The organism is Algoriphagus antarcticus, assembly GCF_002150685.1.
Classification (GTDB): domain Bacteria; phylum Bacteroidota; class Bacteroidia; order Cytophagales; family Cyclobacteriaceae; genus Algoriphagus; species Algoriphagus antarcticus.
On record NZ_MSSW01000007.1, the window covers coordinates 1 to 21,853 of the forward strand.

Annotated in this window: 19 protein-coding genes and 1 tRNA gene; 12 read left to right on the top strand and 8 right to left on the bottom strand. The window is 41.6% G+C overall.

Annotation, left to right across the window (positions count from 1 at the left end; all coding sequences use genetic code 11):
- Positions 1-669: 669 nt before the first annotated feature.
- From BVH04_RS03715 to BVH04_RS03735, 4 genes are all read right to left on the bottom strand, one after another.
- Positions 670-2,601 carry an OmpA family protein gene (locus tag BVH04_RS03715; protein WP_086539989.1) on the bottom strand — a complete coding sequence of 644 codons (1,932 nt, stop codon included), beginning with the start codon at positions 2,599-2,601 and terminating at the stop codon, positions 670-672.
- A gap of 161 nt (positions 2,602-2,762) precedes the next feature.
- Entirely contained in the window at positions 2,763-3,251 is a 489-nt protein-coding gene (locus tag BVH04_RS03720; RefSeq protein WP_086539990.1) for a hypothetical protein, read from the bottom strand.
- Positions 3,252-3,686: 435 nt separating this feature from the next.
- Positions 3,687-4,478, bottom strand: a complete 792-nt coding sequence (locus BVH04_RS03730) for a (Fe-S)-binding protein (RefSeq protein WP_086539992.1) — start codon at positions 4,476-4,478, stop codon at positions 3,687-3,689.
- 169 nt (positions 4,479-4,647) lie between these two features.
- Positions 4,648-5,985 (bottom strand): 4Fe-4S dicluster domain-containing protein, encoded by a 1,338-nt coding sequence (locus BVH04_RS03735; RefSeq protein ID WP_086539993.1) that lies wholly within the window; start codon positions 5,983-5,985, stop codon positions 4,648-4,650.
- A gap of 103 nt (positions 5,986-6,088) precedes the next feature.
- On the opposite strand from BVH04_RS03735, the gene BVH04_RS03740 reads away from it, so the two are divergent.
- The 5 genes from BVH04_RS03740 (at position 6,089) to BVH04_RS03760 (ending at position 8,758) form a co-directional block, all read left to right on the top strand.
- Positions 6,089-6,161, top strand: a tRNA-Phe gene (locus tag BVH04_RS03740).
- Positions 6,162-6,567: 406 nt separating this feature from the next.
- Positions 6,568-7,059 (top strand): RNA polymerase sigma factor, encoded by a 492-nt coding sequence (locus BVH04_RS03745; RefSeq protein WP_086539994.1) that lies wholly within the window; start codon positions 6,568-6,570, stop codon positions 7,057-7,059.
- Positions 7,056-7,484: a hypothetical protein gene (locus tag BVH04_RS03750; protein WP_086539995.1), complete on the top strand. Its 429-nt coding sequence runs from the start codon at positions 7,056-7,058 to the stop codon at positions 7,482-7,484. The genes BVH04_RS03745 and BVH04_RS03750 overlap by 4 nt, the downstream gene beginning before the upstream one ends.
- A gap of 126 nt (positions 7,485-7,610) precedes the next feature.
- Positions 7,611-8,156, top strand: coding sequence for a DUF4252 domain-containing protein (locus tag BVH04_RS03755; RefSeq protein ID WP_086539996.1), 546 nt, complete (start codon positions 7,611-7,613; stop codon positions 8,154-8,156).
- Positions 8,157-8,269: 113 nt separating this feature from the next.
- Positions 8,270-8,758 carry a DUF4252 domain-containing protein gene (locus tag BVH04_RS03760; protein ID WP_086539997.1) on the top strand — a complete coding sequence of 163 codons (489 nt, stop codon included), beginning with the start codon at positions 8,270-8,272 and terminating at the stop codon, positions 8,756-8,758.
- A gap of 80 nt (positions 8,759-8,838) precedes the next feature.
- On the opposite strand, the gene BVH04_RS03765 is transcribed toward BVH04_RS03760, so the two are convergent.
- The gene (locus tag BVH04_RS03765) at positions 8,839-9,120 is read right to left on the bottom strand and encodes a DUF427 domain-containing protein (protein ID WP_086539998.1); all 282 of its coding nucleotides are present in this window, start codon (positions 9,118-9,120) and stop codon (positions 8,839-8,841) included.
- A gap of 428 nt (positions 9,121-9,548) precedes the next feature.
- On the opposite strand from BVH04_RS03765, the gene BVH04_RS03770 reads away from it, so the two are divergent.
- The gene (locus BVH04_RS03770; protein WP_086539999.1) at positions 9,549-10,115 is read left to right on the top strand and encodes a hypothetical protein; all 567 of its coding nucleotides are present in this window, start codon (positions 9,549-9,551) and stop codon (positions 10,113-10,115) included.
- Between the two features lie 452 nt (positions 10,116-10,567).
- Here BVH04_RS03770 and BVH04_RS03775 read toward each other — a convergent pair whose 3' ends face one another.
- Together BVH04_RS03775 and BVH04_RS03780 are read right to left on the bottom strand one after the other, a co-directional pair.
- Positions 10,568-12,301, bottom strand: a complete 1,734-nt coding sequence (locus BVH04_RS03775; RefSeq protein ID WP_086540122.1) for a M14 family metallopeptidase — start codon at positions 12,299-12,301, stop codon at positions 10,568-10,570.
- 118 nt (positions 12,302-12,419) lie between these two features.
- Complete coding sequence (locus BVH04_RS03780) at positions 12,420-14,027, bottom strand: M14 family metallopeptidase (RefSeq protein WP_086540000.1); 1,608 nt, start codon at positions 14,025-14,027, stop codon at positions 12,420-12,422.
- Between the two features lie 328 nt (positions 14,028-14,355).
- Between BVH04_RS03780 and BVH04_RS03785 the strand changes: the two genes are divergently transcribed.
- The 6 genes from BVH04_RS03785 (at position 14,356) to BVH04_RS26575 (ending at position 21,107) form a co-directional block, all read left to right on the top strand.
- The gene (locus BVH04_RS03785) at positions 14,356-15,186 is read left to right on the top strand and encodes a universal stress protein (RefSeq protein ID WP_086540123.1); all 831 of its coding nucleotides are present in this window, start codon (positions 14,356-14,358) and stop codon (positions 15,184-15,186) included.
- 6 nt (positions 15,187-15,192) lie between these two features.
- The gene (locus BVH04_RS03790; RefSeq protein WP_086540001.1) at positions 15,193-16,428 is read left to right on the top strand and encodes a cation:proton antiporter; all 1,236 of its coding nucleotides are present in this window, start codon (positions 15,193-15,195) and stop codon (positions 16,426-16,428) included.
- Positions 16,429-16,528: 100 nt separating this feature from the next.
- Complete coding sequence (hemH, locus tag BVH04_RS03795) at positions 16,529-17,587, top strand: ferrochelatase (protein WP_086540124.1); 1,059 nt, start codon at positions 16,529-16,531, stop codon at positions 17,585-17,587.
- A gap of 530 nt (positions 17,588-18,117) precedes the next feature.
- A complete protein-coding gene (locus BVH04_RS03800) occupies positions 18,118-19,281 on the top strand; it encodes an AIR synthase related protein (RefSeq protein ID WP_086540002.1) in 1,164 nt (387 codons plus the stop codon).
- 26 nt (positions 19,282-19,307) lie between these two features.
- On the top strand, positions 19,308-20,627 hold the full coding sequence (locus BVH04_RS03805; protein ID WP_240510823.1) for a neutral/alkaline non-lysosomal ceramidase N-terminal domain-containing protein: 1,320 nt from the start codon (positions 19,308-19,310) through the stop codon (positions 20,625-20,627).
- Between the two features lie 201 nt (positions 20,628-20,828).
- Positions 20,829-21,107 (top strand): DUF983 domain-containing protein, encoded by a 279-nt coding sequence (locus BVH04_RS26575; RefSeq protein WP_394335222.1) that lies wholly within the window; start codon positions 20,829-20,831, stop codon positions 21,105-21,107.
- Between the two features lie 69 nt (positions 21,108-21,176).
- Here BVH04_RS26575 and BVH04_RS03815 read toward each other — a convergent pair whose 3' ends face one another.
- The gene (locus BVH04_RS03815; RefSeq protein ID WP_140160515.1) at positions 21,177-21,788 is read right to left on the bottom strand and encodes a class I SAM-dependent methyltransferase; all 612 of its coding nucleotides are present in this window, start codon (positions 21,786-21,788) and stop codon (positions 21,177-21,179) included.
- Positions 21,789-21,853 lie beyond the last annotated feature (65 nt).

The following is a 21,853-nucleotide window of genomic DNA, read 5'->3' on the forward strand; positions in this document are numbered from 1 at the left end:
GAAAAACAGAGCAAAAAAAAACCGAAAAATCGGAGATGATTTACAAGGATGCTTTTTTGCAACGGTCTCAAACTATACCTGATCCTTTTCATGGGGCCAAGGAAGTAAAGAAAGGAGTGTTAAATGCAATCCTAAAGCCAGCGAAAATCGAAACTAAAAAATGATGAAAATGCCAAAAATAAGCATCGCAGTGATCAAAGAAGACTTGGGCTATAGTGCGATTACCAATGTGGAAGAAAAGTTAATTGCTACCTAAGGGGATAGCTTCGATGAATTAAAAGCCATGATATTAGACGTAATCAACTTATCATTTGAAGAAGAAGGCTTCGATTATTCAATTGAGAAGATAAAAATTGAAATGGCGAGCTTTTTTTGATTTTTATAAGGTAATCAACGCTAATGCTATATCAGAAAGAATCGGAATGAATCAAAGTTTGCTGGCAGTATATCAAGGGAAACAAAAAACCATCAGCTACCCAGACCAAAAGAATTCTCAAAGGAGTGAATCAAATTGACAAAGAGTTGAGCGAAGTGAAATTTTTACTTTCTTAAAAACTAAATTAAAGATCTTCCAATCATGAGGGAGAACGAGATTTAAACTAAAAAGAACCTGGACTCAATCTATAGAGAAAGTCCAGGTTCATTTTTAGTTGGAGCTGTATGTTCAGCTTACTCTCTTATCTCAATTACTTTAAACTCAGTTCTTCTGTTCGTCTGATGTTCTTCTTCTGTAGTTGCACTCTTGACGATCAACTGACTTTCGCCATAACCTTTAGCTACCAATCTATCTGTTGCTATACCTTGAGAAACCATGTAATCAACTGCCGACTGTGCTCTTCGCTGAGATAAGTCTTGGTTGTATTGATCGGATGATCTGTCATCAGTATGCGAGCTCAACTCGATTCTGATCGCTGGATTGTCTTTCAGAATCTGAACCAATTTACCCAGTTCTACCGCTGCATCAGTTCTAATATCAGCTTTATCCAAATCGTAATAGATATTTTCCAATACAATAGAACGATCCAGAACCAGCTGATCCAACACTATCGTGGTATCCAAGGTAATATTGGTCACGTCCTGTATCAGTGTGGAAACATCAGGAGTCTTGCCTTTAGTAGTATAAGGCATAGACTTGGAGAAGTAGCCACTCTTAGAAGCGATGATTGTAAAGTCCGCATCTGGCGTCAAGGTAAATCTTACACGACCATTCGTATTGGAGAAATCTCCGCCTGCTTGCTTGCTGAGACTATCATATAACACCACTCTCGTTTGCTCGAGTACTGCATCATCAGCACCAGCAACACGCTGCTTCGTATAGACATTCAGTAATACGTTAATGATTTTTGGCTTTGGAGTCTTGTCTTCAAAGAAATATATATCGTCATCCCCTACGCCACCTTCACGATTTGAGGAGATGAAACCAGCTTTAGGATATTCTGTGAAGAAAAGTGAAAAATCATCATCAATACTGTTGAAATTCTCTCCTAGATTTTTGATCACTTGAGCACTAGAGGCGTCTTTTTCAGCTACGAAAAGGTCAAGTTTACCATAGCCAGGATGTCCATCTGATGAAAAGAAGAATTTACCATCTCCCATTGGTCTTGGGAAAAGCTCATTTCCGGGTGTATTCACGTTGGGACCAAGGTTGACCGGATTTCCAAAATCGCTATTAGCTAATTTGGTTGCTTTGTAGAGATCAATTCCTCCAAAACCTCCTGGTCTATTTGAAGAAAAATACAGTTCAGAGCCATCTTCTGAGAAGGCAGGAGTGGAATTCCACCAAGTTTCATCCTCATTTATGGGCATCCAAATCGGCTGCGTAAAGCCACCGCCTCTGAAATAAGATACAAAAAGTGCTGTTTCCGGTAGATCTTTATCTGAAGTAGAATTTCCTCTGGCGTAGATGATCGTATTTCCATCAGGACTGATCGTGATTGCTGCCTGATTTAGACCTTCTTCATTTTTGAATTCAGGAAGGGCTTGAGTTCCACTTACATCAACTCGAATTCCTTCAGCTCTTGCTCTGAATAATTTAGTATATGGTGAGCCATCAGCAGGATAAAGTCCACTTGCCTGACGGCCAGAGGTGAAGTAAATAAAATCTTCACTGATGACCGGCGCATAATCGGGGCCAGCCGTATTGAGGTCTTTGTAATTAACCAAGACATGGTAAGGCCAGTAATTCTCTATCCCTTCAGATAATTTGATGGTTTCAAGTTGACGCTGAGTCTCTGCCAAATAGACTTCATCCTGTGTGAGTCCCTTTGCTTTTTCGAATGCTTCCTTTGCCTCCTCATCTTTATCTTGTGCTTTTAAGCTCAATCCTAGACGGTAATAGCTATCGAAAGTAGGATCTTCTTCCGTTAACTTTTGGTAATACGGAGCCGCATCTTCAATTCTATTAGATAGCCTGTAGCTCTCCGCGATTACCTGATTGGCTTCTTGGTTTTCGGGGTCATCTGCCAAGATTTGTGAAAAAGAATTAATGGCATATTGGTACTGACCAGAAAGAAACTGGTCATTTCCTTTTTCCTGAAGGCTTTTGCATGAGCTTACTCCTACGAGGAGTAAAAGACAAATCCAAAAAAAATGGTTTTTCATCTGTTTATAATTTGATTTTATTTGGCCACACCTGCCTGCCGCCAGGTGGAATCTTAAATGGTTATCCCGATAGTTATCGGGACATCCAAGTATGTGACGCTTGAGTCATGCTCGATTTCATCTGAAAGGGCGATTGATGATCTATTCTGAATATTACTAAATTAATTTGGAAAGTATCGGTTCAGCCAGCTATTCCCTGCCAAAATCCATACACTTTCGAGGTCTTTTTTGCTTTGAACTTGTGGGTTGATTACCAAGGTTTGAGAATCGATCTCTCCAGACGTGACTTTTGACTTGATTCCCAGCGCAGGAGCTACGGTGATTTCACCTGATCTGGATTTGAAAGTCACCTTGCCCTGATCGGTAATGTTGTTTTGAAGTTCATTTTCCAGCTCACGCAAAGTCCTGACAGAACTATCAATGGAGCAACCGCTTGCTCCCAAGCCTGACTCATCTACTGCCAACACCAATATCTGCTCTTCCAAAATCTGAAATGAGGTCGGCATTCTGTTGCCGTGCGTATTCCAGCCATCACAAAAGATGGATAATTTGGAGGTGATCAACTCTTTTTCCTGCTCAGAAAATTGACGTGTGGCCTGGTAAACCCAAACCCGTGAATCTTCTGACATATCTTTAAATTCAACGTACATAATTGCTTGTTTCTTATTGGTAAAGAAAAACCCTTTCTACCTAACGGCCAAAAGGGTCAAATTGATTCATTGAAAAACTTACTTGGTTATCCGCAATTCCCTCTACTTTGATAAAGTTGACTTCGTAAGCTAACGGGTCTAATTTAGCTGATGTTTTTTTGCTAATTTTCAAGACTCTCTGCAAGGCCGTTGTATGAATTGTCGCTCCTGGAATCACCAGCAAGCACGTGCGGGATTCTGGTTGGGATGCTTGCGATGACATCAGTGGCGGTACCGAACTATGGTAACCCGGTTCAGAATATTTTCTTGCCAAAAGCACGTCCTCTGAGATAGCTATCGGGAGACGGAAGACCGAAGTCACCTTGATCGGTGGGTTTACTTAATCTTTGGATGCTTTTAACTGCTTACTGGTAGAAAAGTGGATATACAATAAACCTAAATTCCCATGTCTTTGGCGATCATTTCTGCCAAGTCATAGACTTTCACTTCAGTTTCTTTTTCCTTGTTCTTTACACCGTCTGTCATCATGGTAAGGCAGAAAGGACACCCAACCGCAATTGTGCTGGCTCCTGTTGCCAAAGCTTCCTCTGTTCGTTCGATGTTAATGTCTTTTTTTCCTGGCTCTGGTTCTTTGAACATTTGCGCTCCGCCTGCTCCGCAGCAAAGTCCTTTGGTTTTGCAACGCTTCATCTCCACTAATTCCACATCTAAAGCCCTGATGACATCTCTTGGCGCTTCATACACACCGTTTCCACGCCCTAAGAAGCATGAATCGTGAAAAGTGATTTTCTTTCCTTTAAATTCTCCTCCACCTTTTAATGCCACTTTGCCTTCATTGATCAGCTGTTGGAGAAATTGCGAGTGGTGAATCACTTCGTAATTTCCGCCCAAAGCCGGGTATTCGTTTTTGATGGTATTGAAGCAATGCGGGCAAGCAGTGACTACTTTTTTGATATCGTAACCATTCATCACTTGGATGTTTGCAACAGCCTGCATCTGGAAAAGAAATTCATTGCCGGCACGTCTTGCAGGATCGCCAGTACAAGCTTCCTCTGGCCCAAGTACGGCAAAACTCACTCCGACTTTATTCAAAATCTTCACAAAAGCCTGAGTCACGGCTTTATATCGGTCATCAAAAGATCCGGCACATCCTACCCAAAAAAGTACTTCTGGACTTTCTCCTTTGCCGGCCATCTCGGCCATAGTTGGTACTTTATATGTTGACATGGTGATTAGTTTATATGATTTGCCGCAATTATGACAGCATCCTTATTTCCTTGTTTGACAGGCTGGATGACCGATGACGGATGACCGAAGTAGCCTCATTGCCAGTGTTAAACAAACTCGTTGTTGCTTGTTTGTCAATGATTAAAACACCTGATAAATTTTTCAATTTCTAATCTGGAATCTCTTCATTTTTCACTTTCTCAGCCCAGTTAAAACGATCCTGAGGACTGAATTTCCATGGCGCAAAGCTGGTTTCCATGTTTTGGAACATCGCGTTCCACTGCGCCGGCGTTCCGGATTCCTCCATGGCCACGTAGCGCCGCATATCCAAAATGATTGCCAGCGGATCGATATTTATAGGACAAGCTTCCACACAGGCATTGCAACTTGTACAAGCATTTAATTCCTCTTTGGTAATATAATCTCCCAATAGTGACTTTCCATCTTCAAGGCCTTTACCACCTGCATCCAAGCTTTTTCCTACTTCCTCAGCACGATCCCGCACATCCATCATGATTTTTCGGGGAGAAAGTTTCTTGCCTGTCAGATTTGCAGGACATTCTGCAGTACATCTACCACATTCGGTACATGAATAGGCATTCATCACATGGATCCAACTCAAGTCATTGATGTCTTTGGCTCCAAATCTGCCGATTTCAGCAGGTGGGTCAACAGGCGCATCCGTAGGAATTCCAAGCATCATGTTGACCTCGTTGGTCACTGCGGGCATATTTACCATTTCTCCCTTAGGCTTCAGATTCGAATACCACGTATTAGGGAAGGCTAGGAAAATGTGTAAATGCTTTGAATAAGTCACATAAATGGCAAAAGCTAAAATTCCTACAATGTGAAACCACCAAGCGGCCCTCTCTACGAAAATCAGAAACTCTGTACTGAAATTTTCAAGAATTGGAGTTAGAAAACTACTGAAAAATAGTCCTCCCACAGAGATGTAATGACCTACACCTCTCGAAGCCAAAATCTGATCAGCTGCATTCATTTTCAGAATAGCAACCATTAATACAATCTCGACAACCAAAATAATAGTAGCATCCATGGCTGGCCATCCCTTCATTTCAGGCTTCGTGAAACGTGGGACTTTCGTGACGTTTCTCCTAATCAGGAATATGACGCATGAAACGAGAACAGCGAATGCGAGAAATTCAAATACATTCATTGCCGCAGTATAAACTCCTCCTAAATAGGGAGCGAAGAGTCGGTGGGTTCCCAAAATTCCATCCAAAACAAATTCCAAGACTTCAAGATTGATCACCAGAAAGCCCACATATACGAAGAAGTGAAGAAAAGCAGGGATAAATCTCTTAAACATCTTTTGCTGTCCGAAAGCCACCAAAAGCATGGTCTTCCATCTCTTCTCAGGTTGATCATTTCTGATTTCTGATTTGCCCAAAAGAATATTTCTGCGGAGGAATTTAACTCGTTTGATCAGAAAGAAGCTAGCCGCTCCCAAAATGATCAAAAATATAAGTTGAGGTAAAAAGCTCATAATGATGTTATTAGCGTGTTTCTAGGGTTTTAATCTATATTTTTTTATAAAATGACTTGCTTCAAAAACTGAAATATCTACCTTTGCATCACTTTACAAACAAGGTGATATAGCTCAGTTGGTAGAGCATCGGACTGAAAATCCGTGAGTCGATGGTTCGAGTCCATTTATCACCACTAGCCATGAAGCAATTCATGGCTTTTTTTATGCATTTTTTCAACCACAAAGAGCATAAAGATTTCGCAGAGGGCACAGTTTCATATTTTGAACAGAAAATCGGATCAGTCACGCCTCTTTTTATCTCATATATGTAGCCCCTACTCATTATTGTTGCAATTGCTTTACCATAAGACTGAATCATTTTTTGGATACCCGAAAGGCAAATTAATAAATAGTAGGCATGCATACTATTTTCATCTCTAATTTAGAAGCAATTTAGAATAGTTAGCCATCTCAGCCAAAAGCATAAATTACTGAGCTTCTTGAGGTCTCAGTTTTTCTAGTATAGTATGTTTGAAAAAACTTTTACTTTTTTTCCATTTCAACTGTAACATTCGCCATCTCCATGCATTACCATATTAAATGAAGTCATTTTTTGAAGCACATATCTGGCCGCAAAGAGGCAGGCTCTACAGGCTGGGGTATCTCTGGGTGAGGGACCGATCCCTTGCAGAGGATCTGCTTCAGAATGTCTTCGAAAAATCTTTCGAACGGGAAGATGAACTTCGCAGTCATCCAAATCTTGCAGGTTGGCTGGTAAGAAGTCTGAAAAATGAAGTCTTGATGCACTTCCGTCAAACTAAGAAATTGGATTCTCTAGATGGCCTGGAAGAATTGAAAGTGGAAGAGTCAGTTTCTGAAGACATAAAAGACTCGGTGCGGCAAGTGATGAATCTTGTGAAAGGATTGCCTTTGCGCCAGCAAGAGATCTTTCATCTTAGAGAAGTGGAAGGATTGAGTTATGAGGAAATAACCGAGCACTTAGATATAAGTCTGGAACAGGTGAAAGTAAACCTTCACCGTGCCAGAAAAAGCATTCGAGAGCGGATGCTCAACCAAAAATCAATCAAATGAATCCGCGAATAGACGAATTACTCGATAAATACTGGGATGCTAAGAGCAGCCTAGCGGAGGAGCAGGAGTTAAAAGAGCTACTTCTGTCAGCAGAAGGATATGCCGATGAGAAAGCTTTGTTCTTAGGTATAAGTGACTTTTCTACTGAAGAGCCAGATCTAAAAATGCCAGCTAAAGTAGTACCGATGAAATCCAGGAGTTGGATGAGTTGGGCAGCATCAGTAGCAATTTTGATTGGAACTGCTTGGGGATGGACAGTATATGAGCAAAAGCAAGCAGAACGAGAGGCTTACATGGAAGTGATGCAGGCCTTTGCACTGATACAAACCAACCTCTCCAGAGGACAGGAGGAGATGCATGTGATGAATGATTTAAAATATTTGAATACGACCAACCAGCTATTTGGCAACCCAACAATAAAATAAGCCATGAAATCGAACATGCCCCAATCGTCACACACTGGGATGTCCCGATAGCTCGGGATAACCATTTAAGATTCCACCTCCCTGCCCGCACGCAGGTATGGCCAATTAAAATCAAATTATAAACACATGAAAAAATTCATACTAATTCCGCTAGTGCTATTTGCCTTTATTATAAAGGTACAGGCTCAGGATGATGCTATTCAGCGTTTTTTCTCCAAGTATATGGACGATGATAGATTTTCCAGGGTATATATCAGCCCAAAGATGATGCAGATGGCTGGAGGCTTTCTGAAAAGCAATGCCGGTACAGATAAAGACTCTGAGGATTTGGGGGTATTGATTCAGAAAGTGAAAGGCATTCGGATTCTTTCCTCAGAAGAAGTCGATGGGATGGCCTTCTACAAGGAAGCAATGGGAACGCTAACTCGAAATAAATACGAGGATCTGATGGTCGTTGAAGACAAAGGAAGCAGTCTGAAGTTTATGGTGCGTGAAGAAGGAGGCTTGGTAAAAGAACTTATGATGATCTCTGGAGAAGAAGGTGATTTCACACTTCTATCTATGCTCGGGAATTTCACCTACGAGGATCTAAACCTGCTTGCGGAGAAGACAGATATCCCAGGAATGGATTTGTATGGGAAAGGAAGCAAGGGGCCAAAAGGGGTGAAATAAGTAGCAAGTAACAAGTAACAAGTAACAAGTAACAAGTAACGCGAAACTGTAAAACAGTAGCCTGGGTTTCGGAAATTAAAAAATCATTCAAACTAACCGTATTATATAATACTATGAAAAAGCTAATTCTAACTATAGCACTGATTGGATCAGTGATGGCTGCTCAGGCACAGAGCAAAAGCGTCAAAGCGCTGTATGAAAAATATAAGAGTGAAGATGACTTCTTCCATTTGGAGCTGGGAGGCAATTTCATGAATTTTGCCGAAGGCTTCAAAATCGATATAGACAAAAACGACATGGCTACCGTGGCCAAGTCTATCGAGAAGTTGAATTTCTTTACGCTACCTGATCATGCAGATGATGCACGCCAAGAATACAAAGCGCTTCAGAAGGGCCTAGAGAGAGAAAGATATGAGGTTCTGATGGAAGCTTCCGAAGGAAAAAAAGGTGGGGTGATGGTTTATTCTAAAGGTGGCAATAAGATTTCCGATTTAGTCGTTCTTGTTGGTGGTGATGAGGGTGACTTGATGGTAGTGGAACTTAAGGGTTCCTTCGATCAAGAATTGATAGCCAAGGCCACAAACTATAAAAACAAGAATTAAGTAACTATCATCTCTCATAGAAATGGCGGAAATCGAAAAGATTTTCCGCCATTTCTTTTAAAAGGATAGCCTTTTTGAAGCTATTTGGTGACTTCCACACCCTTCCAAAACGCTATATAATCCTTGATTTCACTAGCCGCTGGCTTAGGATCAGGATAATACCAAGCAGCATCTTTGTTTTCTTCACTGTTTACCTCAAGACTGAAGTAAGATGCTTTCCCTTTCCAAGGACATGAAGTGTGTGTATTCGATGATTTAAAAAAATCCCTATTTATTGACCCAGGTGGAAAATAGTGATTTCCTTCGATGATCTTAGTCTCATTGCTTTCTGCAAGCAGCTGATTATTCCAAAATGCTTTCATAGTAGTTAGTGCTTTATACTGGTAACGGAGAGAAATTCAGTTGGTTAAATTTTTATTTTCAACAAAATATAAATCTGTTTTCGACTTTTATAATGAATTCATGTTGTGACATGATTTTGTAAAACTGATATTATTAGAATATTGTTTTAAATAACTTCCTTTTGCCAAAATAAATAAAGTTATGCGAACGATTGCGGAGTAATTTTACTAATAAATCAACAATTCAGTCTTTATATTACCAAATCATTAACATAAACATTTGTTTATTGTATTATTTGCAATTAAAACTCTTTTTCTTACCTTTGAATCATAATAACAAACCAATCGGTTACCCCGATGGAAAGTGTGGCCCAAAATACCCCACCTAGAGACGGATCAGCCGTCTGGCGGTTACACAAATTTAGAACCTATTCAAACCAATTATTAAGATGAAAAAATTATTCACATTGCTTTTTGTAGCGGGGATCGCTGCAGGAGCCTTTGCCAAAACAGAAGGTACATCAGTTCAAATCAGAAAAACTGAAACCACTAAGGTAGCCGTAGCCTTCAATGAAGCACCACAGGGTACAGTGATCGTAAGAATCACAGATTCAGATGATCGCTTGATCATGAGAGACAGAATCTCAAAGAATGAAGCTTTTGCTAAAAAATATGATCTTAAAGCTCTTCCCCAAGGAAACTACACTATAGAAGTTAAAGACGACTCAGGCGTTTTGAGTACTGCCTCGTTTACCAACTTTGTAGCAGAAACTCCAACTGTATTCTCTAGAGTTTCTCAATTGGGTGACAACCAGTATAGATTGCTTGTGAGCAACCTACAAGCTAAAGATGTAGAAGTGATGATCTATGACGGAGACAAATTGATCCATACTGAGAAAATCGACAATCCTCAGGGACTTCACAAAATCTACACTATCGAAAACGTAAGTGGAGCAGGTATCAACTTTAAAGTAAAAACTGCATCAGGATTCGAAGGATATGTGACTAGCCTATAAACTATACCAACTCTCTATAAACTAGCCCCGCTTGAGCAATCAGGCGGGGTTTTGTTGTTTACAAGCAATTCAGGGTGCTGCGATTATTTTCTCCAAATGTCAATTAACCACTGTGGTCACAGATGCAAATACGGAGAACACAACCTAAGATTCAATCCATTCTTCCCTGATGTCAAATCAATATTACATCTCCTCTCTCACCAGTTGGGCTCCGGTTTTTCGGAAAGTAATAAAGACATTCAGAAAAAATATATCACAAGTGGATTTGAAAAAATACATAATAATTCAGTTTATAGGTAAAATCAAAACTAGTGGCCTCTGTGCAAATCTCCGTGTCCCTGTGGTTACAAAAAACTCCTAAAAAAAATACGGAGCATCTCTGCCTCGTATTTTATTCATTTTACTAAAGTTCATTCACAGAACTACTGCGACTGATCACTTTGGACTGATTTTCATTTCTTCCAGCTTGCTTTTCCACCTTTGGCAGAATCCACAGTAATGGAATAGTTAGACCCTGAGGACACTATCCACTTCACTTTTACCCCGGTCATTCCAGGTACATTAGCTACAGAGATTTTCTCAGGATTCAATTTTTGCTCAGTGAACTTGTTGAAGTCTTCATCCTCTATTACAAATCCCGCGACAACTTTAGCTCCAGAGATAGTTACATAGTCAGGTCTTTCGATGTTGTATTTGAGATCCTGGCTTGCATGAGTTGGCATCAAACGCTCGTTGAAGATTGTAGCTGTGATTGCTTTTAAACCTCCACCGAGATCTTCTTCCTTCACATCCATCACTGATAGCTTTGGCGTGTGATAGGCATGATAAATCGTGAATGCAATATTTCTATGTGCATCCTGCTCTAGCAAGAAACCTGGATGAGCACGGCCAAATGTTTTCTTAAACCCACCGATTTCCACTGTTCCAAACTGCGGGTGCTCAAATTCTTGCCACTTTACAAAAGCATCACCCATGGTCAATAGCTCATCCACCTTGAACATTTCGTCTTGTCCTCGTCCTTCAGATTCTTTGTGGAAATAGAGGTAGGAATTCATTAGCTCGTTGGAATAGGTAAATACGCCTCTTACTCCATAAAACCAATCCAGTTCTCCACCAAATACAGAATATAAGTCTTTATACACGGTCAAGTATCTGTAACCAGGAATCATTTCTTCACCTTTTTTTGCGATAGCATCATAGATTCTGATGTCTTCTCGGTTATAGGTGTCCACATCCTCTTCAGCACCCGGGCCGCGAAGGATCATTCCACCTGAATTGTGAAAGCTTTGAGCTCCGGCAATGTTTGGATGCTTCATCACAAACTCCATGATTGAGCGATTTTCAGGAAGAGTGAAAGGATATCTCAACGCCCCGCGCTGAATGTAATCCGGCTGCCAGTTCCATCCCCAATCTCTATTGGGATCATAATAACCTACACCATCGTCATTCACACGACCATCGCCGTCGCCATCTGTACCTTCCTGACCCAGCATTTCGTATTCTCCTACTTTATCCGCGCCTACCATTATTAGCTTACGCGAATCCTGCGGGTCTTTGATGTAGCGACCTGTCGGAGACTTTCTGATCATCATCGTGATGTTGCCATCTCCATCGAGATCATCCATTCCATCCTCACCAGCTTCTCCATCTCCGTCATTATCCAGTATCATCATACCAGATCGTGGAGAGTTGGCCGTATTTGGTTCGAGGAAAAAATCATTTCGAGCATCAGGATTGATGGTCGGTGTGATGTAAAACACCTTATCCTTCAATAGCTGCTGGATAAATTCATTATCTGCAAACATTTCGGTCAAATACCAAGCCCCGTAAAGAGAGAATTCCCCTCCTTGAATTTCATTGGAGTGAATGTTACCATCGATCCACATACCTGGCTTGTCTGTGTCTTTTCCTGTGGAAAAATCAGTAATCGTCAGCGTCCACATGTCGCGACCCTCGTAGGATTTTCCTATAGATTCGAGTTTGGCGATATCCGGATGTGCTGCCGCAATCTTTTTCATGTTATCCACCAGCCCTTCGTAGGTATAATATCGGTTGAAAGCGATCTCTACTTTAGGGTTGTGAGGGGTGCCGACTGCACGGAAAAATTTCTCCTGCGCATCTGCTTTATAACTCCCAAGGCTAAGTGCACCTACAGCCAAGGCAATGAGCAATTTTGCTATTTTCATATGTTTAAATTTTTCTTCCAAAGGCCACACCTGCCGGCAAGCAGGTAGAATCTCGCATTGTAAATAATACTTTCTGTGTCACGCTCTGCGCCCTGCTCGATTTCATCTTTTTCAAGGCTTAGAGTTTTAAAGTAGTAGAAGTGAATCCGGCATGAGAAGCACCGGCTTTTACAGTCACATTCCCATTACCACGGATGATCCAGCTTAAACTTGCTTTCTCATAAGCCTCTAATGAATCCATCAACTCAATCTTATTTCCAGATACTATTTTCTCAGCATCTGCATCCATATCAATTCTGATCTTGCGTAGCCATCGGGAGTTTTCACCCATTTCCGAATGCGTAGGAATAGCTGAATTATTGAAAAGATCCATCGTCACTCGGGTCAATCCGTTGCCAAGCGATTCGGCTTTTACGTTGTGAATCTCCAATTTAGGCTGCATCTCCGCCAGCTTCAAGATGAATTCTGTATGCTGATCTGCGATTTCAGCTACTTTATCAAAAGAAGGGTTTGTCATCACAAAAGGCTTGATTCCACCAACCTCCACTTTTTTCCCAGGGAAATCAGGATGCTGCACTTCTTTCCAAGGAACGAAAACGTCATTCATTCCAAGCGAATCTGCCCAAGCCAAGTAATTGACTTCTGCATTTGATTTGGCTTTACCTGTAGAATCTTTGTATTCAGGCACCCAATAACCAGGAGTACCAAAACTCAATCTACCAAAGTGGAAATACGCCCATTGAAAGAAATCACCATCTGTTCCTTGGTTGTCCTGTTGATAAGCTTTCTGCTCCACGATCTCTTTGTAGAGATCCGACACCATAGTATTCAAAGCTTGATCTTTTTCCAAAATGGACGTCACAATTCGTTTTTTGGCGTTTCCAGCATTATACTTCAATGGTGAAGACAGATTGTTAGCTGGGGAGAAAGTGACAAAAGCGAAAATATTCCACTGCTCAAACAAATAATCAAGTAGTGCTCTGGACTCTTTCTGCGTCACTGGCATGTCACCTGCTAAGGGCTCAAATACGGGGAATTTGTAAGTCAATGATTTATTGAAAGCGATTCCTTCTTTCAAATCTTCCGCAAATTCACCGTCCTTGTCATCATCTTTAGATTCTTTGTATAGTGAGTATTTGCCCGCTTCACCCTTTGATTTATCTGCTTTTATGAGTACGCGCTCGTCTTCTTTTGAGATCATATATTCACCCAAAGGGTCTTCTACACGCATCATGGTGATCATTCCATCACCATTCAGGTCCGTGTAGCCATTTTCCCCTGACGTACCATCTCGGTCATGATCTACCGCGACAGCATTTCCTCTACGCTCGTATTTTAGCGAAGCGTGATACTGCTCGTAGGCATCGGGAGACATGTTTGGGAAAATGTAAAAGGTGGTAGCTTCAAGAGCATCTGCATGATCTGCTACTAGCTTTTCAGCAAACTGAACTGCCAGCTCCACGCTCAACACTTCATAGCCTTCCACTCCGCCAACTACGGCCATGGCTGGCTTTTGATCTAGTTGTCCGGTGCCTACTTTCAGCACCCAGATATCTTTGCCTCCTTCGGTTTTGGTAAGTGAGGTAAGTTCAGCAGAGGCATTGGAAGCCACGCGCTCCAATCGCTGGTTGAGTTGACTGAGTGTAGGATAATCAGACTGCGCAAATGCAGCTCCTGAAAGTCCCATCCCTCCGATCAACAACCAACTGAGTAATGTTTTTTTCATATAATTATAATTGTTTTAAAATGGCAATATAGCCTGTCCCGCAATTGATTAGGGAGAATCTTGCTGGATCGATAATCTTCACTCTGTGTGATTCTCTTCCTCATACTGAATTTCAAAAATCTCTTGGGTTATAATCTCCTGTTTTGTCGATTCCCTTATGAAGATCGTTGCCTGAATTTTAGCAAAATTTAGTGATAAAATGCCTTTTCCTTTTTCTGTGTGCTGAAATAGCCCTTGAATGGATATTGCTCGGGATAAGTGGAGTTGCTATTTAATTATAGGACAGATGGGGAAAATTCGCTTATTTAATGGCCTTAGCTTTTTCAAAATGTATAAAAAAGTAGCCCTTGCCATAGCTTTTTCTCCAAGGATGGAAGCTTTGATTTCTGAGACTAAACGACTTGTCCAGCTTTTTGGCTCTGACTTGATCTTGATTCATATTGGTAAAAAAACCGATGATCTCGAAGTCAAGCTCGACGAAATAATTACCAAAACTGGTTTGGACAAGCTCAAAACCAAACTTATATGGAAAGAGGGAAAGCCGGTGAAAAAGATTATCGAAGCATGCAAGGAGGAAAATGCTGATTTATTGGTGGCAGGAGCATTGAAGCGCGAAGGATTTCTGACCTACTACATGGGTTCGGTAGGTAGAAAAATCATAAGAAAAGCTCCGTGCTCTGTGCTGACACTGATCGAACCTAACATAGGATCCACCGCTTTCGAGAAAATTGTAATCAATGGCACCCAACTGGAAATCACCCGGCACGTGATCGAGGTAGGAATCAATTTTTCCAAACAACTAAATGCTGAGCAGGTTCATATTTTGAATGAAATCAAAATGTATGGCCTGCAGATGGGGACTGCCAGCGAAGATTCAGAAGAAGAAGCTTCGCAAACTCGCCGGCAGCTGGTACAAAATGAAATGCAGTATGTGGAGGAGATTTTGAAAAACATCGATCAGGGAAATTTGAAGCTGAATATTAAAGTGACAGGAGGAAGATGGTCGGTAGAGCTAGCAAGATTCTGCGAAAAAATCGATGCTGATCTTCTCGTGGTAGGTGATGATTATAAATTAAACTTCTTCGATAGGATTTTTCCTCATGACCTGGAAGATCTGTTGAGCACTTTGCCTTGTAATTTGTTAATCGTAAAGAATTAAACCTCCATGGAAACTTTAGACCATAAGGAGGTAATAAATCTGCTCCTCCAGCTCGCATCTATTCTTATTCTGGCAAGAGTCTTTGCTGAGATAGCAAGGAAATTCAAGCAACCCGCCGTAATAGGTGAAATATTTGCCGGGATTATTCTAGGCCCGACAATTCTCGGAAATTTCTTTCCAGGAGCCCATGAGTATTTATTCAGCTCGCATGAGATGACCAATATAGCCTTTGATGGCTTTGTTCAGATCTCCGTGGTGCTGTTGCTCTTCATCGCTGGTCTGGAAGTAGAATTGCACATCGTGTGGAGTCAGGGCAAAAAAGCACTTTACATAGCTGTGGCTTCCATGATCTTACCGATCATTGCCGGTTTTGTAGTAGCCTACGCATTCCCTGAGTTTTTAGGTGTAAATATCAATGATAGAATAGTCGCCTCTACATTTTTCGGGCTGGCCATTTCCATTACCGGGCTGGCCATAGTTGCCAGGATTCTCATGGATTTGAATCTCTTCAAAACATCCTCAGGACTGCTAATTATAGCAGGAGCCATGATCGTGGATGTATTAGGCTGGCTAATTTTCTCCGTGATTTTATCTCTTTCCGAGTCTGGAAGTGAAGGTTTGGGAGTATGGCCCACAATCGGATTAACACTACTTTTTACACTTGTCATGCTGACGGTGGGAAAAGGACTTATCAACAAGGTATTACCATGGATTAACAAAAAAATGGCATGGCCAGGAGGCTTACTTTCTCTTTCATTGGCAGTTTGTTTTTTGGCTGCGTCGTTCACAGAATTCATTGGAATTCACGCCATTTTTGGAGCGTTTATCATTGGCGTTGCATTGGGAGATTCGGAGTATTTGACGGAAAAAGCCAAGGAGATTTTACACCAGTTTATCAATAATATTTTCGCGCCTATCTTCTTTGTTTCTATCGGACTCAAAGTGAACTTCATCACAGGATTTGACCCGGGGATCGTCGGGGTGGTGATTATTGTAGGGTTGGTGACCAAATATTATGGAGCCTATTTTGGAGGAAGACTCGCAGGAGTATCCCGCAAAGAATCCATCGTGGCGGGCTTTGGTATGAGTACACGGGGAAGTATGGATATAGTACTGGGATTGATAGCTTTAGAGAACGGATTGGTGACCGAGCCGCTCTTTATTGGCTTGGTGATTTTAGCGATTATCGCCAGTATGAGTGCGGGGCCTTTGATAGGTTGGGCAAGGAATCTGAAGATCTGAGTGCTTTTTACTATGGTTGATTTCCAGAATCAATTGGCTAAATCTAACAATCGGACGTATTTTTGGGTTTTCAATCAGAAATATTTACAAAAGAGCGCACATGACTAAAACCGGAAAAACCGGCGTTTTGCTGGTGAACCTGGGAACTCCAGACAGTACCGCTACCGGCGATGTAAGAAAATACCTTCGCGAATTTCTAATGGACGGGCGAGTAATCGACATCCCGGTTGTTTTTAGATGGATGCTGATCAACTTGATCATTGCGCCTTTTCGAGCACCCAAATCCGCTCACGAATACCGAAAACTTTGGACAGATCGAGGTTCACCATTGCTATTTCATACAGTGGATCTCAAAGATAGGCTGATAGAAAAACTTGATCCCAAGCAGTACAAAGTAGCTTTCGCAATGCGCTATCAAACTCCTTCAATTGAAGCCGGATTGGAAGAATTGAGAAAAGCACATGTATCCAAAATCATCGTACTTCCACTTTTTCCTCAATACGCTTCCGCATCAACTGGCTCCGTTCAGGACAAAGTGATGGAGATTGTACGAGGCTGGCAGATCATTCCTGACATTTCATTTATCAGCAATTTCATAGAGCAACCGTTGTTCTTGGAAGCTTGGGCAGAGCGGGGAAGAGCTATGCTGGAAGGGAAAGAATACGACAAAATCCTTTTCTCCTACCACGGACTTCCTGAGCGGCACATCCTCAAAGGCTCTGTAGATGGGTATTGCCAGCTTGGTGCTTGCTGTAATAAATATGGTGCAAAAAACCATTATTGCTACCGGGCACAATGCTTTAAGACTACACGCTTGATATGCGAGAAACTCGGAATCCCAGAAGACAAGGCTGTGAACTGCTTCCAGTCCAGATTAGGCAATGACCCATGGGTGAAACCGTATACTGACGATGTGATCGACGATTTAACGAAACAGGGAGTCAAGAAAGTATTGGCTTTCTCTCCGGCTTTTGTTGCAGATTGCTTAGAAACTACCGTAGAAGTGGCGGAAGAATACAGAGACAAATTCATGGAAAAGGGAGGAGAAGAGTGGGATTTAGTTCCTAGTTTGAATTCTGAAAATACCTGGGTGGAATGCGTGAAAGAAATGGTGCTGGAGCAATCAGGTATGACTTCTCGGGAGACTATTAACCACTGAGAGCGCGGAGGAAAACACAGAGAGCGCAGCTTATGATTTTATCCTGCTTATAAAAAGACTGAAAGTCTTGAGAATGCCGTTTTCACGCTTCTCCAGAAGCAGCACTTAAGGCTCTCCAATCGAGCTTTGGGCTAAGAGTTTAGTAGGTGAAAATCAATTTCTAGGATTAGGACTGAAGGCCCTAAATAACCCAGCCCAGTTCTTTAGGGCTGGGTTAAAAAAGCAAACTAAACAAAGAACAACTCTTTTCTTCTTATTCGACGAACCATCCCCGTAGGAGGAAAGAATTTTTTCGATATTATTCATAGTGAACGCAGTCTGGACACTGCATTGCGAGTCTGAAGACTTCGCACCAAGTAAGGAATTGTGAACTTTGCGAAATCTTTATGGGCGTTGCGGTTAAAATAGATTTTCACAAAAAACCTGCACCTCATACCTCTCATTAGGCGATTCAACTTTAACCTCCATATCTCCCCCTTTTACATAGAACCTATTAACTTTGCAAGCATATCTGGTCAACCAAAATCGACATGAACGAACGATACATGCAAAGGGGAGTTTCCGCTTCCAAAGAAGATGTCCACAAGGCTATTTCCAATCTTGACAAAGGACTTTTCCCTCAGGCCTTTTGCAAAATCGTAGAAGATACCCTCGGCAACGATCCTGACTACTGCAACATCATGCATGCGGACGGTGCCGGCACCAAATCTTCCCTAGCCTATTCCTACTGGAAAGAAACAGGCGACCTGAGTGTGTGGAAAGGCATCGCTCAGGATGCGATCATCATGAATATAGATGATTTGCTTTGTGTAGGTGCGATCAATAATATCCTCGTATCGTCCACCATCGGAAGAAACAAAAATCTGATTCCAGGCGAAGTAATTTCCGCTATCATCCAAGGCACCGAAGAAGTACTTCAGATGCTTCGTGACAATGGTGTAAATGCTGTTCTCACAGGTGGAGAAACTGCCGATGTGGGAGATTTGGTCCGCACGATTATCGTAGATAGCACGGTGACTTGCAGAATGAGACGCGATGAGGTGATCTCAAATGATCAGATTCAAGGTGGTGACGTGATTGTAGGTTTGGCTTCTTTTGGTCAGGCGAAATATGAAACATCATATAACGGCGGCATGGGAAGCAATGGCCTTACCTCAGCCCGTCATGATGTTTTCAATAAAGTTTTGAAGACAAAATACCCTGAGAGCTTTGATCCAACTATTCCGGATGAGCTTGTTTACTCAGGAAAATATAACCTGACTGATCCAGCACCAGGTGCACAGGTAAATATTGGAAAGCTAGTTCTTTCCCCGACCAGAACTTACGCGCCGATTATGGTGGATGTGCTGAATTACATGAGATCTAGAATCCATGGATTGGTTCATTGCAGCGGTGGAGCGCAGACGAAAGTGCTTCATTTTGTAAATGATGTGCATGTGATCAAAGACAATCTTTTTGAGACTCCTGCCCTTTTCAAAATCATCCAGGAAGAAAGTGGTACTGACTGGCAAGAGATGTATAAGGTCTTCAATATGGGCCACAGAATGGAAGTTTATCTCGACGAGCGCTATGCTGAAGAGATCATCGATATTGCCGAATCCTATGGTGTAGAGGCGCAGATTATCGGTCGTGTAGAACCTCATCAAGGCAAAAAAGTAACTATAAACAGCCCACACGGTAATTTTGAATATTAAGCAAAATGGGCGCTAAAAGCATCGTCATGAAAACAACAAAAGTCCTTTCCTGGACTTTTGTTGTTTTGGTAATAATTGGATTGATCGTATTAACAAAAGTAGATCGCTCACCGATTCAGGATCAGCCTTTTTACAAGGAGACTTTAGAGAGATTAGATCAAAGCACTTTTTCAACTTCCCAAGGTGAAACGTGGATTGCAGGTTGGTCTAGGGTCAACATGACTCCAGCCGAGCCCGCGGATCTGGTGGGCTATGCACCTAGGGGAAAATACGAGTTCGTGCAGGACAGTAGCTATGTCAAAGCAATTGCGCTTTCGAACGGAAAATCGCGAGTCGCTTGGCTCAATTATGAATTACTAATTGTTCATCCTAACCTTGCTGAGCAAATACATAAAGCTATAAAAGAAGCAAAACTACCACTTGATCAGGTAATTTTCACCGCTACCCACACGCACTCTGGAATGGGTGGCTACATGCCTGGTCCTATGGGTGAAATTGCTTTTGGAGGGTACGATCAGAAAATCGTTGACCTGATGGTGAACAGCAGCATTTCAGCTTTGCAAAACGCGATAGCTAATCAGGATACAGTTTCCATTAACTATCGAAAAGCTGATGCAGGCGCTTTGGTTGCCAATAGATTCGTCAAAGACGGGCCGACAGATCCCTTTGTTCGTCAGCTTATTTTCACCAAAAAGTCTGGTAAAAAAGCCACTTTTCTAACCTACTCGGCACATGCCACCACTTTGAGTCCCAAGTTTATGGGCTTGTCGGGAGATTACCCTTTTTACCTAGCTAAAGACTTGGAGGAAGGAGGATTTGAATTTGCGCTCTATGCAGCTGGGACAGTGGGGAGCCATAGTCCAGTTAGGTCCGGGAATACACCTGAAATGGTAAAATTATACGCTCATCGATTGGATTCAACGTTAAATCTTCGGATAACAAATTATTCTGCCATTGAGAACAATCAGATCCGAACTGGGTACTTGCCAATCTCCTTAAGAGAACCACACCTAAGAGTGTCTGATAATATACGCCTCCGCCCTTGGCTGTTCAATTACCTACTCGGCGACACGAATGCTCACCTCGACATCACTCAGATCGGCAATACGCTGATGATCGCATCAAGTGGAGAAATTTCAGGAGTTTTTTATGAGAAATGGGAGAAGCTGGCGCAAAGCAGAGACTTGAACCTGATCATAACTACATTCAACGGCGGCTACATCGGCTACATTACTCCTGATGAGCTGTATGACGAAAACTTCCATGAAGTACGCGAGATGAATTGGTACGGTCCAGGAAACGGGAAATACTTTGATGATTTAATTTTGAAGATCTTAGAAAAATAAAGGAGTATTTTGTCTTTAATTGCCTATTTTTGACAAAATTGTCCGAATAAAGAAATCTGTCTTTAAGTCGGTAGTACCTTAATTGTAAATTCTATGAAATCATCAACACTGAAAAGTATATATCACTGCAAATGTCCACGCTGCCATGAAGGAGACTTGTTTCTACGTGGTCAAATACTCAATCCAACCAAATTTTCGGATATGAATAAGGAGTGTTCGCATTGTGGACAATATTTTGAACCCGAGCCTGGTTTTTATTTAGGTGCTATGTTCGTTAGCTACGGCTTCAATACAGCTGTTTTTATAGCAATTTGGGTAGCTGTATCATTACTCAAACCTGATTATTCGCTTACCCTTTTGCTCACGTTAATAGGGGTAGCTATCCTGGTTTTAACTCCGTTTATTTATAGAATTAGTAGATCAATGTGGATTGCGTTTTTTGTCCCCTTTCGTGGCAAAGATCTACCAAGCTCCAACTGATTACTAACGCATTTCAGCAGGCTTTTCGAAAAAAAATCAACCGTAACTTCAGACCAATTCAGGAGTGAATTAGCCGATATTTGCGTGTGATTTCCAAACCTGTGCTTTCATCCATCCACCCAAGAATTCCTTTTCTGCATTTTTTACCCAGTTTTGGGCAAGAAAAATCCCCTCATAATCAGGAAGATTTGTCCGCTTGTGATTCGCTGTTATCCTGAAGAAAAGAATCATACTCCGATTCATAAACCGTTGATAGGTGTTTTTGGGAGGAAAAAAATCAGCAAGATAAATCCTGCCTTGTGCGGTCATACTTTTTCTAATTTCTTCCAAAAAATCAACTATCTCCTCGTCCTCCATGGTATCCAATACAAAATGAAGCCAAACTTCATCAAATAAATTTCCCTTTTCAGCTTGAAAAAAGTCCAAATGAAACGTCAGGTTGCTTTCTGCCAGATTTACTTTTGCCTTGCTGAGCATCGCATGGGAGATTTCCCAATATTCTCCTGATAGCTGACTTTGGAAATCTTGATAGTCGAGACCATCTCCACCACCGATAATTAAGAGCCTTTTCTTCGACAGATTTTCTACAAAATAGCTTTTTGCCTGCATCAACTGATCGGCAAAAACCAGTTTGGAGAGGCGATTGTAAAATGGAGCGAGGAAATTGTAATGATCTTTCACTAGTTTAAAGGAATGGAATAAACTCCAAAATACCTTTATATGAAATCGAGCATAATGAAAAAAGT

What these genes read in the sequence shown, in the direction of transcription:
- BVH04_RS03715 (WP_086539989.1), bottom strand. Translation starts at nt 2,601, where the DNA reads ATGAAAAACCATTTTTTTTGGATTTGTCTTTTACTCCTCGTAGGAGTA.
- BVH04_RS03720 (WP_086539990.1), bottom strand. Translation starts at nt 3,251, where the DNA reads ATGTACGTTGAATTTAAAGATATGTCAGAAGATTCACGGGTTTGGGTT.
- BVH04_RS03730 (WP_086539992.1), bottom strand. Translation starts at nt 4,478, where the DNA reads ATGTCAACATATAAAGTACCAACTATGGCCGAGATGGCCGGCAAAGGA.
- BVH04_RS03735 (WP_086539993.1), bottom strand. Translation starts at nt 5,985, where the DNA reads ATGAGCTTTTTACCTCAACTTATATTTTTGATCATTTTGGGAGCGGCT.
- BVH04_RS03745 (WP_086539994.1), top strand. Translation starts at nt 6,568, where the DNA reads ATGAAGTCATTTTTTGAAGCACATATCTGGCCGCAAAGAGGCAGGCTC.
- BVH04_RS03750 (WP_086539995.1), top strand. Translation starts at nt 7,056, where the DNA reads ATGAATCCGCGAATAGACGAATTACTCGATAAATACTGGGATGCTAAG.
- BVH04_RS03755 (WP_086539996.1), top strand. Translation starts at nt 7,611, where the DNA reads ATGAAAAAATTCATACTAATTCCGCTAGTGCTATTTGCCTTTATTATA.
- BVH04_RS03760 (WP_086539997.1), top strand. Translation starts at nt 8,270, where the DNA reads ATGAAAAAGCTAATTCTAACTATAGCACTGATTGGATCAGTGATGGCT.
- BVH04_RS03765 (WP_086539998.1), bottom strand. Translation starts at nt 9,120, where the DNA reads ATGAAAGCATTTTGGAATAATCAGCTGCTTGCAGAAAGCAATGAGACT.
- BVH04_RS03770 (WP_086539999.1), top strand. Translation starts at nt 9,549, where the DNA reads ATGAAAAAATTATTCACATTGCTTTTTGTAGCGGGGATCGCTGCAGGA.
- BVH04_RS03775 (WP_086540122.1), bottom strand. Translation starts at nt 12,301, where the DNA reads ATGAAAATAGCAAAATTGCTCATTGCCTTGGCTGTAGGTGCACTTAGC.
- BVH04_RS03780 (WP_086540000.1), bottom strand. Translation starts at nt 14,027, where the DNA reads ATGAAAAAAACATTACTCAGTTGGTTGTTGATCGGAGGGATGGGACTT.
- BVH04_RS03785 (WP_086540123.1), top strand. Translation starts at nt 14,356, where the DNA reads ATGTATAAAAAAGTAGCCCTTGCCATAGCTTTTTCTCCAAGGATGGAA.
- BVH04_RS03790 (WP_086540001.1), top strand. Translation starts at nt 15,193, where the DNA reads ATGGAAACTTTAGACCATAAGGAGGTAATAAATCTGCTCCTCCAGCTC.
- hemH (WP_086540124.1), top strand. Translation starts at nt 16,529, where the DNA reads ATGACTAAAACCGGAAAAACCGGCGTTTTGCTGGTGAACCTGGGAACT.
- BVH04_RS03800 (WP_086540002.1), top strand. Translation starts at nt 18,118, where the DNA reads ATGAACGAACGATACATGCAAAGGGGAGTTTCCGCTTCCAAAGAAGAT.
- BVH04_RS03805 (WP_240510823.1), top strand. Translation starts at nt 19,308, where the DNA reads ATGAAAACAACAAAAGTCCTTTCCTGGACTTTTGTTGTTTTGGTAATA.
- BVH04_RS26575 (WP_394335222.1), top strand. Translation starts at nt 20,829, where the DNA reads ATGAATAAGGAGTGTTCGCATTGTGGACAATATTTTGAACCCGAGCCT.